Source organism: Rhodococcus sp. PvR099 (assembly GCF_017833315.1).
Lineage (GTDB): Bacteria > Actinomycetota > Actinomycetes > Mycobacteriales > Mycobacteriaceae > Rhodococcus_G > Rhodococcus_G oryzae.
On sequence record NZ_JAFIBV010000001.1, the window covers coordinates 4,367,610 to 4,383,618 of the forward strand.

Consider the following 16,009-nt stretch of genomic DNA (forward strand, 5'->3'; position numbering starts at 1 on the left):
GCGCTCAGCGCGCCCGAGCCGCCTCGATCAGGCGGGATCGGCTGATGCCCAGCAGCTCCAATGTTCTTGCGGCGGTGCCGTGCTCGAGTTCCGCGACTCCGGCGACCACGTCGGCGCCCGAGATCGGCCTGCGCTCGGACTTGGCCAGCGCGGTCGCGCTCCTGAATGCGGCCTGCGCGGGTTCGGTCAGTCGCAGCGCTCCGGTCCTTGGCCGCTCGAGCGCCTGCGCGCCGGAGCGACCGGGTTCGCTCAAACCTGCTGCGGTGAGGGCCTCTTCGTGCACGCGAGCGATCGCGTCGCGGAGTGCGTCTCTCGACACGCCTTCCCTGTCGAAGATGCGCTGCGCGGAACCGTCGGGCAGGGACAGGGCCGCGAGGAGCAGGTGCTCGGCTCCCGGGTTCTGATCGCCCAGACGGTCGGCCTCGGCCTCGGTCTCCGCGAACAGCTGCTTCATGGTGCGCATGTCACGTAGCGCGCGAGCGATCCTCATCGACTACTCCTTGTCTGCGTGGCGGTTGAGTCGCCGAGCGCGTGGGGGGCCCAGTCGCTTGTGCGCGGCCTGGCCGGAAATGCCGAGCGCCAGCCCGATCTGGGCCCAGGTCCAGCCGGCATCGAGCGCCTGTTCGACGGCTTCGATCTCGAGCTGATCGGCCCGTCGCCGCAGGGCGACCACGGACGCGAACGCCTGGTCTGGGCTCTCACTCATGCCCATCAACTTAGGTTGATGGGCATGAGCTGTCAACCTTTGTTGATGGGCGGGCGGAAGCCGTAGGTCGGCAGATTCGAACCGAGCCGGTGAAAGTGCCCTTACCTCCGCCCGGGTGTCTTGATCCCGCGCTTCATCTGGAGTCCGCCGGGTTTGGCCTGCGGCGGCTCGGCCGCGGCAGGTGCCTCAGGGTGGGGAGCCTCGACAGCGGGGGCGTGAGCGGCGGCCTTCTTCGCGCCTGGCGCCATCGCTCCGCCCTTCATCTGCAGGCCCTTGCCACCGGGTACCTTGGCGCCGCTCTTCATGGCGAGTCCGCCGGGCTTGGCGGTCGGGGTCGCCGCGGTAGCGGGTGCCTCAGCGGCGTGGGCCTCGTCTGCCGATGCCGGTGCGGCAGCCTTGGCCCCGGGGACCTTGGCTACGCCCTTCACCTGGAGGCCCTTGGCGCCCGGTGCCTTCGCGCCCGGGGCCTTGGCCAGGCCCTTCATGCCCAGACCCTTGACCGCGGGCTTCGCGGCGGCGGGAGCAGCAGCAGCAGCCTCGGCGACCGGAGCGACCGGAGCGGCCGGTGCGGCTTCGGCGACCGGGGCGGTCTCGGCGGCGGGTGCCGGTGCCTTCTCTCGGGGTTCGACCTTGATGTTCGCGGTCAGTGTCGCGGGTTCGAGGCGGGTGATGGATTCGAGCATCATCTGCGCGACGTCGACGACCTCGACGCCTTCGCCCTGGCCCGATTCCTGGCGTGCGGTGACGCCGTCGGTGAGCATGACGCGGCAGAAGGGGCAGCCGGTCGCGATCTTCTTCGGATCCGTGGACAGCGCTTCGTCGACGCGGTCGACGTTGATGCGCTTGCCGATGTTCTCTTCCATCCACATGCGCGCACCGCCGGCGCCACAGCACATGGATCGTTCGCCGTGCCGCGGCATTTCCTTGAGGTTGCTGCCGGTGGCGGCCATCAGTTCACGGGGCGCGTCGTAGACCTTGTTGTGGCGGCCGAGGAAGCACGGGTCGTGGTAGGTGACGTCCTCGTTGACCGAGGCGACGGGGATCAGCTTCTTCTGCCGCACCAGGCGGTTGAGCAGCTGGGTGTGGTGCACGACCTCGTAGTCGCCGCCCACCTCCGGGTACTCGTTGCCGAGCGCGTTGAAGCAGTGCGCGCAGGTGACGACGATCTTGCGCTTGGACTGTTCGATACCGTCGAAGACGTTGTTGAGTGTCTCGATGTTCTGCATCGCGAGCTGCTGGAACAGGAACTCGTTGCCGGCGCGGCGAGCGGAGTCACCGGTGCAGGTTTCGTCGGCGCCGAGGACCATGAACTTCACGCCCGCGGTGGCGAGCAGTTCGGCGACGGCCTTGGTGGTCTTCTTGGCGCGGTCCTCGTAGGCGCCGGCGCAGCCGACCCAGAACAGGTATTCGTAGTCCTCGAAGGTGTCGGCGTCCTTGCCGTAGACGGGGATCTCGAAGTCCATCTCGTTGATCCAGTTGAGGCGGTCCTTGGAGTTCTGGCCCCAGGGGTTGCCCTTGTTCTCGAGGTTCTTGAACAGCCCGGCCAGCTCGGACGGGAACTCCGACTCGATGAGCACCTGGTAGCGGCGCATGTCGATGATGTGGTCGACGTGTTCGATGTCGACGGGGCACTGCTCGACGCAGGCGCCGCAGTTGGTGCACGACCACAGGGTCTCGAGGTCGATGACCGGAGCCAGTTCACCCTCGACGGTTTCGCCGATCAGCTTGCGGCCGGCCTCGGTGCGGGCGGCCGCCGGGATTGCGGCGAGCGCGGCCTCGTTGACGTTGCCGTCGGCGTCGACCAGGCCGATCTCGTCGCCGGCTGACCCGTTGCCCCCAGGGCCTTTACGGCCACCGGCCAACAGGTAGGGCGCCTTCGCGTAGCCGTGGTCTCGCAGCGACATGATCAGCAGCTTCGGCGACAGCGGCTTGCCGGTGTTCCAGGCGGGGCACTGGCTCTGGCAGCGGCCGCACTCGGTGCAGGTGGTGAAGTCGAGCCAGCCCTTCCAGGAGAAGTCCTCGATCTGGCCGGCGCCGAGGGTGTCGGTGTCGGGGTCGACGTTGTCCATGGTCAGGGCCTTGCCCTTGGACATCATCGGCTTCGCGGCACCGAGGGCGACGCCGCCGTCGTCCTCACGCTTGAAGTAGATGTTCGGGAACGCGGAGAAGCGGTGCCAGGCGACACCCCAGGTGATGTTGCGACCGACCACGTACAGCCAGACCATCGCTGACATCAACTTCACAAAAGCGAACGCGGACACCATGTTCGGACTGGCGGGCAGCAGTTCGGCGACATGCATCGTGAAGAAATCGGTCCACGGGTCCGCGTGACCGGTCATCGCGATGCGACCGGCCTTCACCATGATCATGCCTACGCCCTCGATCAGGACGACGGCCTCGACGAAATAGGCTGCGCGGAAGTTTGATCCGCCGAAACGGGATAGTCGCGCCGGGACGCGGGGATGGTTGAGCTGGCGAATCAGAATCAATGTCAGGACGCCGACAACAGTGATGATCCCGAGAAGCTCGTCGACGAAATGATAGATAGGCCAACTGCTTACGATTGGCCACCCGCTCGCCGGGTCGAACGTCTGGATGTACGCCTCCATCGCGACGAACATTCCCAGTAGGAAGCCGATCATCACGAGCCAATGCGCCCAGCCCACCGTCCGGAATTTCACCATTCGGGTGTGCGCGGCGAACTCGACGATCATCTGCTTGAAGCGCGGGAAGAAGGGGCGCCAACGATCCGGCGCCGGCTGGCCGAGTCGGACCGTCCGGACCATCGTCGACCCGCCGCCGAAGAACGATGCCCAACACGGCAGGCTCAAGAGGACGCCGATCACGCCCAGAGTCACGGTCACAGTGTTCATGTCGCGTCCCTCCCGGTCCGGTGTCGAAACTCGCCACCGGTCCCCACCCCCGGCAAGTTACCCATCGGTAACTTGTGATGCTTCCAATCGATTCTTACCACACAGTGCGAACCGAGACTCCAAACGCCTGGGTCCGCGAGGCCGCTGTCCGTGGGATGAACTTGCGGCTTACCGTGGGTTCGATGGGGCGGGGCCGTCCTCCGGGTCGTGCCATACGAACAACAGGTGGTCCCGCTCGAGGGTCGGCCAGGCGCGGGTGGGCGTCGGGTGGGGGGATCCGCCTGCGGCCTCGCCGTTGCCGTCCCAGCGCCAGCGGTGGATCGGGCAGTCGAGCGTGTCGCCCACGACGGAGCCGTAACTCAGGTCTCCGCCCATGTGCGGGCAGCGGGCGTCGAGGATCCGGATCTCGCCCCGGCGGTCGGCGAACGCGACGAGCTTGGTGCCGAACGCCTCGATGGGGTGCGGCCTGCCGTCGCGGTAGTCCTCGGCCGGTCCGAGGCAGTGCCACCCGGTCTCGACAGCGGTCATGGTGCGTCCCTTCGTATTGCTCGGAGGCGCAACCGTGTCAATCCGCAGGCCGGGCGTCAACGGGTCGATCCGCTGGGCGGGAACGCGCGAGGATCGGCGTCGAGTCGACGTCGGCTCACCAGTCCCAGCGGGGCACTTCCTGGCAGGGATGCAGGTCGACGTCGCCGGTCGCATGCGAATTCTGTACGGCCACTTCGGTGCCGAAGCGGAGGTAGTCGAGCAATGCGGTGCGGAATTTCGTGTCGGAGGGCAGCCCGGCGTCGTCCGCGGCGGTGAGGAACAGGTCGACGAACCGTTGGCGCTGCTCCTCGCTGATCTGCTTGCCGCGGTGCGCCTCTAACAGCGCGGGGAATCCGCCCAACTGGTCGGTGTAGACGGTGGGACCGCCGAACACCTCGGCGAGGAAATCTGTCAGGTGGTCGATGTGGCTGGGGCTGCCCGCGCCGAACAGCGGGTGCAGGAGCGGGTCGGCGAGGACTCGCGGATACCAGGTCGCGACGAGGCGGTGCAGTCCTTCCCTGCCGCCGACGTGCTCGAATAGGGATTCGGTGGTGTTCCTGTCCGCTGTCATGGCACTCCTCGGTGAGGGACGAGACGCTTGATTACATGATTACAGAATTGCGAGTGATCCGCTTCGGATAGGTCGCCGCGTCACCAGCGAAACATCGGCAGCGGACTCCACGGCCTGGTGAGTGCCCGCCTGCCGCCCAACTCGAGCAATCGGCGATGGAAGCCGGCGTCCGGGAACTCCCGCAGCAGTTCGCGGTAGTGCCCGCGTGGCAGGCCGAAGTTGCGCAGGCCCAGTGAGACGTCGATCCAGTCGGCCCGGCGGAAGATCTCCACGGCGTCCCGCGCGGCCCCGGCAGCGGTCACCTTGTGATGCTGCTGAATCAGCGCGGTGACCAGATCCGTCTTGTCGGCGTGGCCGTGTTCGCGCAGCCACTCGACGGCGCGCGTCGTCGAGGGGTCCAGGTAGTCGAAGGTCCCGTCGCTCCAGATGCCCAGGTCGTGATGGACCGCCGCGACGCGGAACGCGACCGGATCGGGAAGTTCGCCGCCCGCGAGCGTCGTGCTGAGGCGCAGCACGCGCTCGACGTGATTGCGGTAGGCGGTGCGGTCCTCGCCCAGGGTCCGGTTCCAGGGCTCGAAGAGACTGTCGAGATCGATCGGATCCATGACTGGGGCCTCCTGGCGGCGGCGGACTATGAGACCGAGCTCCTGTCGAAACGGTAGCGGCTGTGCCACGGCATGGCCGCCTCCAGCATCGCCGCGGCCGTCAGCAGGTCCGCGTCGGCGCCCCACTTCGCCGAGATCATCACGCCGAGCGGGACCCCCTCGTCGGTCCAGCCCAGCGGCAGGCTGACGGACGGGAAGCCCGTCGCGTTCGCGACGATGGTGTTGCCGGTGAAGGCCACCATGTCCGCGAGCTCGGTGGCCGGATCGGCGTCGTTGCGCAGTTCGCCGACGGCGACGGGCGGCAGGGTGACGGTCGGCGTGATCACCAGGTCCACGTCCTCGTGGTCGAGGCTCCAGCGCCGCGACCACGCCTGCACCAGCCCGATCGCGGCCGCGAGGTCGCCCGACGACGTCTCCCTGGCCCGAATCCGCAGGTGCCGCACGATGGGCCGCAGCAGGTGCTCGTACTCCTGCGGGATGGGCTTGGTGCCGGCCAGGGACGAGAACATCGTGATGAACGCGTCCGAGAACGCCGTGTCGACGGCCTGCGGACGCTCGACCACGGTGTGCCCCAGCGACTCCAGGACGGCGCCCACCCGCGCGACGGCAGCCGACACCTCCGGGTCCACGGGACCCCGCGACACCGATCCCTGGGCCAGCGCGACGGTCAGCCTCCGCGACGATCCGTCGGCGCCGCGTACGACGGCGTCCTCGAAGGAGTCCGGGCGCGGAGGATGCAGGGTCCCGGCGCCGGGGCGGGTCGCGAGCACGTCCAGCAGCGCGGCGGTATCGCGCACCGTCCGGGCGATCGGGCCCTTGCTGGCGAAGCCGAAACCGTCGTGCCCGGCGTACCCCATGGTGAGCAGTCCCCGGCTCGGCTTCAGTCCGACCACGCCGCACGCGCTGGCCGGTGACCGCAGGGAGCCCGCGGTGTCGCTGCCCTGTGCGATCGGGACGAGGCCCGCGCCGACGGCGGCCGCGGCGCCGCCGCTGCTCCCGGCGGCGCTGCGGGCGGGATCGAACGGGCCGCGCGCGGGCGGGGCCACGTCCGGTTCGGTGTAACAGGCGGCGCCGAACTCCGGGACGGTGGTCTTGCCGATGTCGACGAGCCCGCCGTCGCGGATCGCCTCGACGATCTCGTCGTCGACCTCGGGGACGAAATCGCGGAAGATGGCCGAGCCGAACGTCGTTCGGATCCCGCGAGTGGTTTCGAGGTCCTTGATCGCGGTGGGGACGCCGAAGAGCCGGGGCAGGCCCTCCTCACCGGCGTCGAGCCGGGCCTGGGCGTGATCGGCGAGTTCGAGCGCGTGCTCGGTCGCCACCGTGGTGAAGGCGCCGACATCGTCCTGCGTGGTCGCCCGATCGAGGAAGTGGCGCGTCACCTCGGGAACGGAGAGCTGCCGACGGGCGATCGCCTCGGCGAGTTCGACGGCGGAGAGCTGGTGCAGATCTGTCACGGCGGCCACCTTGTCATTCCGTTACGCGTATCGTTATGGTGGAATGCATGGTAGCCGAATCCGGGGACACCGCAAGGGTGGGACGCCGAAAAGCTGTGAGCCACAGCGAGATCCTCGAGGCCGCGACCCAGATCGCCAACGACGGGGGGCTCGATGCCGTGTCCTTCCGCGTGCTCGCGGACCGGCTCGGGATCTCGCCGATGGCCGTGCACCGCACCACGGGTGGCATCGACGCGCTGCGCCGCGACCTGGTGTCCACCCTGGTGGGCGAGGCCGTCGCCGGCATCGAGTGGCCCGGGGAGTGGCGAGCGGTCGCGCGGACCTTCGCCGACACCCTGCACGACCTGCTCATGCGGCACCCGCTGGTCCTCGAGGCGCACCGGCAGGCCGCGCTGGAGGCGCCGGGCGCCGACGACACCGCGCATCGCGTGGTCCGCGCCTTCCGCGAGGCCGGGTTGGGAGACGAAAAGGCCACGTATGCCTACGCCACGCTGCACGACTTCGTGACCGGGCACGTCGCCATCCGGCTCAGCCGCGGGGACTTCGGCACCGTCCCCGCCGAGCGCCGGGCGGTCTCGGTCTACGCCGATCACCACGACTACGACCGCCGCTTCGCCGCCGGGGTGGCGCTGATCCTCGACGGTGTCGCCGTCGCAGCCGCCGCCGAGGCCCGCCCGTGACCGCGACGACGCCGAGCCTCGAGTTCCGCGATATCGCCGGGCTTCACGCCACGACCCCGGGTGCCCGTGCGGGCACCCGGGGTCGTCGGCAGGGAAGGGTCAGGCAGGGCTAGGCGACGAGCTTCGCCTTCAGCGCGGCGATGGTGTCCTGGCTCAGTCCGAGACCCTGGGTGAGGTAGTTGCTCACGCTGCCGTAGTCGGCGGTGATCTGGGCGAGACCGGCCTCCAGGTAGGTCGCGTCGACGCCGAGGGTCGGGGTCAGGTTGGTGGCGACCTGCGGGCCGAGGGCGGCCGTGATCTGGGCGAGGGTCTTCTCGTTGGTCGCCTGGAGGTAGGTGTTGCTCAGCAGGTAGTCGCTCATGGTGGTGGCGGCGGGGACGCCGGCGATCGAGTGCAGCAGCATGGTGGTCCAGCCGGTCCGGTCCTTGCCCGAGGTGCAGTGGAAGAGCTGGACGCCGTCGCCGGCGGCGATGTCCGAGAGCACCTGCGTGAAGCCGGCCCGGCGCTGAGGATCGGTGACGAAGCTGCGGTTGGCGTCCATCATGAACTGCCTGGCCTGTTCGGGCGATTGGATGGTCTGGGCAAGCTGGATCAGGTCAGCGAACTCGACCGGGATGTTCTTGTACGCGACGCCGTCCGGGAGCTTGTCCTGGCCGCCGATGAGCGGGTTGCTGATCTCGTTGGCGCCGCGCAGGTCGTAGACGTCGGCAAGGCCGAGGGTGGCGAGGGTCTGCTTGTCGGCGTCGCTGGTCGCGGTGAGTGCGTTGGCACGGTAGACGACGCCGCGCTTGAGGTGCTTGCCGTCCGCGGTGGCGTACCCGCCGCCGTCGTTGCCCGCGACGTCGCGGAAGTTGGAGACGGAGGCCAGCTTCGGCGTCGGGGCGAGGACGGGGTTGCTCGAACCGAGGTCGAGTGACCCGCCGAGCGACCCGGTGTCGATGGAGCTCAGATCGAAGGCGCCAGCTGTGGCGGGCGCGGTGAACAGGAGACCGCCTGCGACCAGTAAGGCGGCGGCCCTCGCGGTGCGGGTGGACAGTGTTCGGGATCGTGTGGACATGTGATGGAGCCTCTTCTGTCTGTGTGGAGCGAACCGACCGAAGGGATTCCGGTCGGCGGTCGAGCCCTGGCGAGGGCCGGGCCGATCAGGGCGCGACGTCACCGACCCCGGTGAACCCGTAACGCTGGTGGGGTCCGATGACGGCGACCTCGAACAGGCCCTCCCCGGTGCGGGAGACGCCGTCCTCGGTGACGGTGAACCGGGCGAGGTTGTCGACCGGGCACAGCATCTTCTTCCAGGGCTCGATGTCCGGGACCTTCTCCCGCAGTCCCTGGACCACCAACTCGCCCTGCCACATCCCGTGGCGCCAGTCCTGCTCGAGGCCGTAGCCGGTGCCGACGCCGATGTAGTTCGGCAGCACCGGTTCACACGCGACCGAGAGGACCCGGTCGGGCGCGCCCGGGCGTCGGAAGTGCAGGGTTGCGGCGGCGACCTCGCGGGTGCCCGGGGTGAAGGTCAGCTCGTGGTCGGGTCGGCCCAGCCACTCCGGTTCCCGGCTGTGGTCCGACCAGACCCGGGTCGCATCCTCGACGATGCGGCGACCCTGCTGGTCCTCCTGGATGACCGTGACGATGCTGTAGTCGCCGAACTGCATGATCGAGTAGATCCAGAAGAAGTTCTGGCTCCCCGCGAGCGCCGGATCCGCCTTGCGCCCAGGCGGTTCCGCCTCGCCGACCGGCCGGACGCCCCAGGAGCGGTCACGGTTGCCGCGCCAGGTGTCCGCGGTGACGGGCATGACCTCGCCGTCGACCGTGAGGGAGCCGGACCACGCGCCGGTCTGCACGAACCGCTGGGTGTCGAAGGTGACCCGTTCGAGCTGGCGGTGGAAGTGTCGGGCCTCGAGGTTGGCGGGCCCGTCGGACTCGAAGGTGAGATCGAAGCTCAGGTCGGGTGCCTCGGGGCTCGGGTCCAGCACCACCCGCAGGCGGTGCAGGCCCTCGAGGATCTCGATCCGCAGCGGCCCGACGGACAGGTCCATGCGATCGTCGCCCAGTGCGCGGGACGCCCGGAAGACGATGTGGTCGTCGCCGCGCCGCAGCACCGCAAACCCGTCGCACACACCGAGATTGGGGTACTGGCCGAGTCCGATGATGAGGAACAGCGGCTCGCTGTCGCCATCGACGCCGGCATGGCAGTTGAAGTAGTAGCGGTCGTAGAAGTTCCGATCGGAGGTGCCGACGTGCCGGATCGTCTCGGCGATCTGGTGCACCGGGTAGTCGTCGAGCGGGGACAGCGTCATTCGATGCCTCCGGATGCGATCGATGCCCAGTACGTGCCGTCGAGCATGGCCTCGAGCGTTGCTCGGTGCAGGATCATCTCGTCCGGGTTCGCCGGCAGCTCGGCCTGGCCGAATGCCACGGCGCGGCTCTGCACGCGGAACATGATCACGGCGTGGCGCAGCGCGGCGTAGAGCGTGTAGAAATCCAGGTCCGCAGGCCGATGACCGGTCAGCTGCAGGTAGGTGTCCGACACCTCGTCGCGGCGCAGGAAATCGGGCATCCCGGGGAGGCCGGCCATCGCGGCGAGATCCTCGAAGAACCTGTGCTGGAAGATCATCCAGCCGAGATCGAGCTCCCGTGGTCCGAGCGCGGCCATCTCCCAGTCGAGCACGGCCGCCGGCTCGAAGTCCCGGTACATCATGTTGCCGATCCGGGAGTCGCCCCAACAGAGCACCGCCGGACCGGCGTCGGCGGGCAGGTTCGCCTCGATCCAGTCGAAGCCCCGCTCGATCAGCGGGGACCGTGGGCCGTCGGCGATCACCCACTCGTAGTAGCGCTGCTGCTCCTCGACGTGCGCGCGCAGCGCTTCCGCGCCGGTCGGTTCGGCGCCGCCGGGGGCCAGATTCGGGCAGGCCCGGTGCGGCTCGGTCATGGCGTGCAGTTCGCCGAGCACCCGGACCGAGGCCTGCTGGAGCCGGGACCGGTCCGCGGCCGAGGCTTCGGACAGCCAGGATCCGAACGTGTAGGGCATGACGTCGGGCGGGACCTCCCCGTCGAGCCGCTCCATCACGAAGAACTCGCCGCCGAGCGCGTCGGGCGAGCTCTCGGACCAGTACACCCGGGGGATCGGCACCGAGGTGTGCGCGGCGACGGCGCGCATGACCTGGAACTGCTGGTCCAGGTCGTAGGACGGGAAGATCGGGGTCGCGCTGGCGCGCGGGGCGATGCGGGCGACCAGGCGGTGCTCGGTCCGGCGTCCGTCCTCGTTCCAGGTCGCGTCGAACAGCACGGTCTCGTTGGACATGCCGTTCGCGGCCGGGACGTCGACCGAGGTCACCTCGGGTTCCGTGCCGGGTTCCAGCACGGTCGCGAGCCAGCGTCCGAGGCTGTTGCGCATCACGGCGGGGTCGGTGCGGGATTCGCCGGGGCGGGCGAGCTCGGCGTAATCGGGATCTACGCCGACAGTGTCAGAAGTCATTCACCACTCCTCGTGGTTCGGGTGGCGCCGATGCGCACGTGGCGTTAGCCGATACACTTTGTATCGACTAAAGTCGTGACAGAATGTAACGGCCATCACACGAGGACGCAAGGGGTTTGCAGAAAATGCCGAAGGAACCCGAGGCCAAGCACCGGCTCGGACCGCAACGAAACCCGGCGATCGACGCGGCGGTGCTGGAGGCCACCAGGCAGCTGCTGGTGGAGAAGGGTTACGCGGGGACCTCGATCGACGCCATCGCCACCCTCGCGGGCGTCGGGCGGCCGGCGATCTACCGGCGCTGGCCGTCGAAGGCCCACATCGTCAACGAGGCGATCTATCCGGTGCTGGACGCGGAGGAGGGCGCCGACCTCACCGAGCTCGGCACCGAGGGCACGATCGCGGACCAGATTCGCGCGCTGGTTCAGGGCGCGGTCGCCCTCTTCGCATCCCCGGCCACCCGGGCCGCGGCCCCCGGACTGATGAGCGAGGTGCGGACAAACGGCGAGTTGCGTGAGGTCCTGGTGGTGCGACAGCTCGCCGGGGTGCGGGTGGTGCTGAAGCGTCGGCTCGAGGCGGCGAGGGAAAGGGGCGAGATCCGCGACGGGGTCGACGCGGACACCCTCCTCGACATCATGGCCGGCGCGGCCATCTTCGCGCTGTCCGTCCGCGACGTCGACGATCCCGGGCCGCTCGCCGAATCGCTGGCCGACATCGTCCTGCGCGGCATCCTTCCCCCCGGGCAGTAGGCGCGTCCGGGCGCACACCGGTTGACAGGGTCGCACCCGTTCTGGCGCCGCAACGAGTGTGCGTCCATGCCAGAAGATGTGCGCGGTAGGGGCGGCATCCGGGGCGGTCCGCCGGACGGAACCTCGGATTCTCCCGGCGGGATGGTGAAGAATGAACCTCGCGGGAAAGTGCGCCCTGGTCGCTGGTCCGGCTCGGCGGCGTCGACGTCCCGATCAGCAACGCCTGCGCGGCCACCGGCCTCACCGTATCGCCGTCGAGAAAGCTCGGCGACGAAGAATATCGCAACCTCCAACGGCGGTGCGACACCACGACTCTCGTGATCTCCCGACTCGTGCGAGCGCAGGTACCTTCGTCGAAGGGGGCACGATGAGATTCACCCGATTCGCCCGAGCCGTTCTGTTGGTGCTGGCCATGCTCGCGACCACGATCGTGGCGGGCGTGGTGCCGGCGTCCGCCGCGCCGCGTCCGACGATCGTGCTGGTGCATGGCGCCTTCGCCGACACCACCAGTTGGGATGGCGTCGCTGCCGACCTGCGGGGGCGCGGCTACACCGTCGTCGTGCCCGACAATCCGCTGCGCGGACCCGGCTACGACTCCGCCGCGATCGAGAAGACCCTGGCCGGGATCTCCGGCCCGGTCGTCCTCGTCGGGCATTCGTACGGTGGCGCCGTCATCACCAACGCCCAGAACCCGAACGTGAAGGCCCTGGTCTATATCGCGGCCTTTGCGCCGGCGCAGGGCGAGCCGGTGATGCTGGCCCTCGACCCGATCCGATTCCCCGGCAGCCAGCTGCTCCCGCCTGCGTTGCAGGTGAAGGTCGTCGACGACGCCCAGGCGATCGGTGGGAAGAACCTCGACGGCTACATCGCCGCCGACGCCTTCCATCGAGTCTTCGCGCCCGACGTCAGTGACGCGACGGCCGCAACCATGCTGGCGCACCAGCGCTCGATCGCGCTGTGGGCCAACCTCGAACCGTCCGGCCCGACCTCCTGGTCGGCCATACCGAGCTGGTACCTGGTCTCCGCGGGCGACACGGTCATCCCGCCCGCCTCGCAGCGCTTCATGGCCAACCGGATCGGCGCACACACCAGCGAGGTCCAGGCCTCGCACGTCGCGCTGGTCTCCCAACCACGGGTGGTGGCCGACACGATCGTCGCGGCCGCCGACGCCACCTAGGCGGGCGCGGGCCGTCGAACAGGCGTCCGCCACCCGCTCGACGGCCCATGGCCGCGCCGATCTACCGGTTGCGGTAACGCTCCTTGAGCCAGCGTGACTGCACCTTGACCTGGCGTGTCCGCTCGGCCTGCAGGCGTGCGTCGGTCCGCGCGGCCATCCACTCGTTCTCGCGTTGCAGCTTGCGGTAGCTGTCGAGCCGGCGCTGCGGCAGCTCCTCGCGCTCGACGGCGTCGCGTACCGCGCAACCCGGTTCGGCGTCGTGGTTGCAGTCGCCGAACCGGCACTGCTCGGCGAGGGCGTCGATCTCGCTGAACGCCCGGCCGATTCCGTCGGCCGCGTCCCACAGCCCGACGCCACGAAGCCCCGGGGTGTCGATGAGGGTGCCGCCGCCCGGCAGCGGCACCAGCTCACGGTGCGCGGTGACGTGGCGGCCCTTGTGATCGCCGTGCCGGACCTCGCCTGTCGCGAACAGGTCCTCGCCGAGGAGCGCGTTCGCCAGCGTCGACTTGCCCGCGCCGGACTGCCCGACGAGCGCGACGGTGCCGTCGACCGCCGCGATCAGAACATCGAGGCCGTCCCCGGTCCTGGCGCTGACCGCGAGCACCGTGGCGCCGGGCGCGATCGCCGCGACATCCGCGAGGGCGCGGGAGACATCCAGGGCCGCATCGGCTTTCGTCAACGCGACCACGGGCGTCGCCCCGCTCTCCCAGGCGAGGGCGAGGAAGCGTTCGATGCGGCCGAGGTCGACATCGGTGTCGAGCGCGGCCGCGATGACCACGGTGTCCACGTTGGCGGCGAGCACCTGACTCTCGGAGCGGATCGACGCCGAGGCGCGCACGATCGCGCTGTGTCGGGGCAGGACGTCCTCGACGACCGAGCCGCCGACAGTGACCCAGTCGCCGGTGCAGACCGACTGGGCGCCGGTGCGCGCACGGATTTGCCCGGATGCGGTGACGACGTCGCATTCGCCGCGGTCGACGCGGACGACGCGACCCGGTTCGTAGAGGTCGAGGTCGAGGGTGCTGAAGGCGTGGGAGACCGCCTCGTTCCAGCCGAAGCGGACGAGGTGATGGGGAGTGAACATGGGTGATCCTTCGACGAGGGCGCCGACCGGGTCACGTCACGTGGGGCCTCGGTCAGGCGGGAGGGCAGGGGAGCGAGACGGCGCACGCGGCGCCGAACGGCCATGCGGCCATGCGGTTCCCCTCCCTGAAGTCGACTGTCGGATCGGACCCACCGATGTTGCAGGAGGAGGAGGTCGTGCCGCAACCGAATTTCCGGCCACTCGAAGCCTCGCCGGCCAACCCTTGCTGCTTTCCTAGGTCTAGGGCACTATGTCCAATGCTGTACACCATGTCTATTAATGGTCTTGGAGTCGTCGGGAGAGGCCTGAGCGACGGAATCAGTGGATGTTCGCCGGCGGAAAGAGAGATTGATCGTGAAGCAGCAGGGTGGGTCCTGGAACAGGCGGGCGTTCCTCGCCCGGACGGGTGGGGTGGCAGCAGCCGCGGCAGCGGCGCTGGTCACGGCCCCGGCGAGCGCGCAAGCGGGCGTGCCCGGCGGTGGTGCGGCCGGTGTGGAGGGGTTCGAGGCGGGCAGTGTCCGGCACATCCTGCCGTCGGCGACCCATGAGCGGTTCGTGGTGAAGGTGTCGTTCCGCGGTCCGCAGCAGGCCGAGCCGGTGTTGTTGGTCGACGACCTCCGTGTCCCCGGGCGGATGACCGACACCATGGGCGAGTGCTTCGAATTCGATGCTCGCGGCTTGTCCGCCGACCACGAGTACACGCTGCGGATCGTGGACTCCGCCGGCGCCGCGGTGACCTCGACGTGGCCCTTGCGGACCTTTCCCGCGCCGGACAGTCGGGCGTCGAGCTTCCGTCTGGCGTGCATCACCTGCGCGGGTGGTCCGGAGGAGTTCCTCGGCCCGAACGCGGGTGGGTTCCCGCCGCTCGTCCCGCAGTTCCAGCCTCTTCGGGTCAAGCGTCGCCTGCTTGATCGCATGCGGTCCTTTGCTCCGGACGCCATGCACGCCAACGGTGACCACATCTACTGGGACACCCGCTCCATCCCGAGCAGCATCGCCCAGGGGCGTTCGCCACAGGCCGCGGTGATCGGCGGCGGGTACTTCGACCGCAATCAGCCGGTCAAGGGCACCGCGAACGAGCAGATCCTCAAGCGGGATTTCGGTCCGCAGATCGCCGACCTGTACGGGGTCGAGTGGCGCTCCACCCCCGTCTATTTCGTGCGCGACGACCACGACTACCTCGACAACGACGAGGCGACCGATGCAGCGCGGACCTTCCCGCCCGATCGGTTCGCCTTCGACACCGCCCGCGCGACGCAGGACTTCTACTACCCGGAACTCTTTGCGGGATACGACATGCCGTCCGAATACGCGAACGCCGACGGCCGGTCACCGGACTTCGGAGTGCTGCGCTACGGCGATCTGTTCGAGGGCTGGATCTACAATGCCAAGGGTCTGATGAACAACACTCGCGACCCGGCGCAGCCCGACTACAACAACAATCCGGGCCGCGACGGCCACCCCGAGGCCCGCCTGGTACCGAAGCCGATCGAGCAGTGGCTGATCAAACGCACGCGCAGCACCACGGCGTCCCACATCGCGCACATCCCCAGCTCGCCGATTCTCTGGGGCGCAGGGAAATTCGCCGAGTGGTACCCGGACCTGCTCGGCAAGGACGGCGAACTCTCGGCCGACCTGGACAAGCCGTTCTGGCCCAGCGGCTGGCACGACCAGCACGACCGCCTCGTCGTCGCCACCTCCGAGCGCCGGGACCGAATTCCGTTGTGGGTCAGCGGGGATCTGCACTGCTCGGCGCTGGGCACGATCTCCCGGACCCGTGACCACGATCTGTCCGCAAACCCCGTTGTGAGCCTGTGCGTGGGCACGCCCGGTAGCAGCACCCCGGGCTTTCCCTCGTCGTTCCGGGGAACACCGCCGATACCTTCGACCACCCTCACTGCGCAGGAGATCGTCCAACCGCTCGAGGAGAACGGGTTCACCCTGATCGATTTCACCCCGGAAGCGATCACCATCTCGATGTTCCGCTGGAATCACCGCACCCAGCCAGAGGAGGCGATCGACACTCTCGATCCCTTCCTCGTCCACCGCATCCCGCGGCGATCCCGGTAGAACCCGGGGTGAACCCGGTGGTCAGCAGGGTAGGGAC

15 protein-coding genes are annotated in these 16,009 nt (G+C 69.0%); 4 read left to right on the forward strand and 11 right to left on the reverse strand.

The genetic code is table 11. The features are described from left to right. Positions 1–4 precede the first annotated feature (4 nt). From JOE46_RS20105 to JOE46_RS20135, 7 genes are all read right to left on the reverse strand, one after another. Complete coding sequence (locus JOE46_RS20105) at positions 5–490, reverse strand: Clp protease N-terminal domain-containing protein (protein ID WP_097214437.1); 486 nt, start codon at positions 488–490, stop codon at positions 5–7. A 3-nt stretch (positions 491–493) separates the two neighbouring features. Then, entirely contained in the window at positions 494–706 is a 213-nt protein-coding gene (locus JOE46_RS20110) for a hypothetical protein (RefSeq protein ID WP_245221121.1), read from the reverse strand. Positions 707–807: 101 nt separating this feature from the next. Continuing rightward, complete coding sequence (locus JOE46_RS20115) at positions 808–3,579, reverse strand: (Fe-S)-binding protein (RefSeq protein WP_245221122.1); 2,772 nt, start codon at positions 3,577–3,579, stop codon at positions 808–810. A 168-nt stretch (positions 3,580–3,747) separates the two neighbouring features. After that, entirely contained in the window at positions 3,748–4,107 is a 360-nt protein-coding gene (locus JOE46_RS20120; protein ID WP_209928246.1) for a Rieske 2Fe-2S domain-containing protein, read from the reverse strand. Positions 4,108–4,222: 115 nt separating this feature from the next. Then, positions 4,223–4,678: a group II truncated hemoglobin gene (locus JOE46_RS20125; RefSeq protein ID WP_097211784.1), complete on the reverse strand. Its 456-nt coding sequence runs from the start codon at positions 4,676–4,678 to the stop codon at positions 4,223–4,225. An 80-nt stretch (positions 4,679–4,758) separates the two neighbouring features. Beyond that, entirely contained in the window at positions 4,759–5,283 is a 525-nt protein-coding gene (locus tag JOE46_RS20130) for a hypothetical protein (protein WP_097211783.1), read from the reverse strand. A gap of 26 nt (positions 5,284–5,309) precedes the next feature. Then, positions 5,310–6,740 (reverse strand): amidase, encoded by a 1,431-nt coding sequence (locus JOE46_RS20135; protein ID WP_097211824.1) that lies wholly within the window; start codon positions 6,738–6,740, stop codon positions 5,310–5,312. Between the two features lie 47 nt (positions 6,741–6,787). Here JOE46_RS20135 and JOE46_RS20140 point away from each other — a divergent pair, with 47 nt between their 5' ends. Then, entirely contained in the window at positions 6,788–7,420 is a 633-nt protein-coding gene (locus tag JOE46_RS20140; protein ID WP_097211782.1) for a TetR/AcrR family transcriptional regulator, read from the forward strand. Positions 7,421–7,529: 109 nt separating this feature from the next. Here JOE46_RS20140 and JOE46_RS20145 read toward each other — a convergent pair whose 3' ends face one another. From JOE46_RS20145 to JOE46_RS20155, 3 genes are all read right to left on the reverse strand, one after another. Next, entirely contained in the window at positions 7,530–8,477 is a 948-nt protein-coding gene (locus JOE46_RS20145) for a tyrosine-protein phosphatase (RefSeq protein ID WP_097211781.1), read from the reverse strand. An 85-nt stretch (positions 8,478–8,562) separates the two neighbouring features. Further along, a complete protein-coding gene (locus JOE46_RS20150; RefSeq protein WP_097211780.1) occupies positions 8,563–9,717 on the reverse strand; it encodes a hypothetical protein in 1,155 nt (384 codons plus the stop codon). Further along, on the reverse strand, positions 9,714–10,895 hold the full coding sequence (locus JOE46_RS20155; protein WP_097211779.1) for a phosphotransferase family protein: 1,182 nt from the start codon (positions 10,893–10,895) through the stop codon (positions 9,714–9,716). The genes JOE46_RS20150 and JOE46_RS20155 overlap by 4 nt, the downstream gene beginning before the upstream one ends. 125 nt (positions 10,896–11,020) lie before the next feature. On the opposite strand from JOE46_RS20155, the gene JOE46_RS20160 reads away from it, so the two are divergent. Both JOE46_RS20160 and JOE46_RS20165 read left to right on the forward strand, forming a co-directional pair. Next, positions 11,021–11,641: a TetR/AcrR family transcriptional regulator gene (locus JOE46_RS20160; protein WP_097211778.1), complete on the forward strand. Its 621-nt coding sequence runs from the start codon at positions 11,021–11,023 to the stop codon at positions 11,639–11,641. Between the two features lie 367 nt (positions 11,642–12,008). Continuing rightward, the gene (locus JOE46_RS20165) at positions 12,009–12,818 is read left to right on the forward strand and encodes an alpha/beta fold hydrolase (protein WP_097211777.1); all 810 of its coding nucleotides are present in this window, start codon (positions 12,009–12,011) and stop codon (positions 12,816–12,818) included. A gap of 61 nt (positions 12,819–12,879) precedes the next feature. On the opposite strand, the gene rsgA is transcribed toward JOE46_RS20165, so the two are convergent. Next, positions 12,880–13,902, reverse strand: coding sequence for a ribosome small subunit-dependent GTPase A (gene rsgA, locus JOE46_RS20170; protein WP_097211776.1), 1,023 nt, complete (start codon positions 13,900–13,902; stop codon positions 12,880–12,882). 354 nt (positions 13,903–14,256) lie between these two features. Between rsgA and JOE46_RS20175 the strand changes: the two genes are divergently transcribed. Further along, the gene (locus JOE46_RS20175) at positions 14,257–15,972 is read left to right on the forward strand and encodes a hypothetical protein (RefSeq protein WP_097211775.1); all 1,716 of its coding nucleotides are present in this window, start codon (positions 14,257–14,259) and stop codon (positions 15,970–15,972) included. The last annotated feature ends 37 nt before the right edge of the window (positions 15,973–16,009 follow it).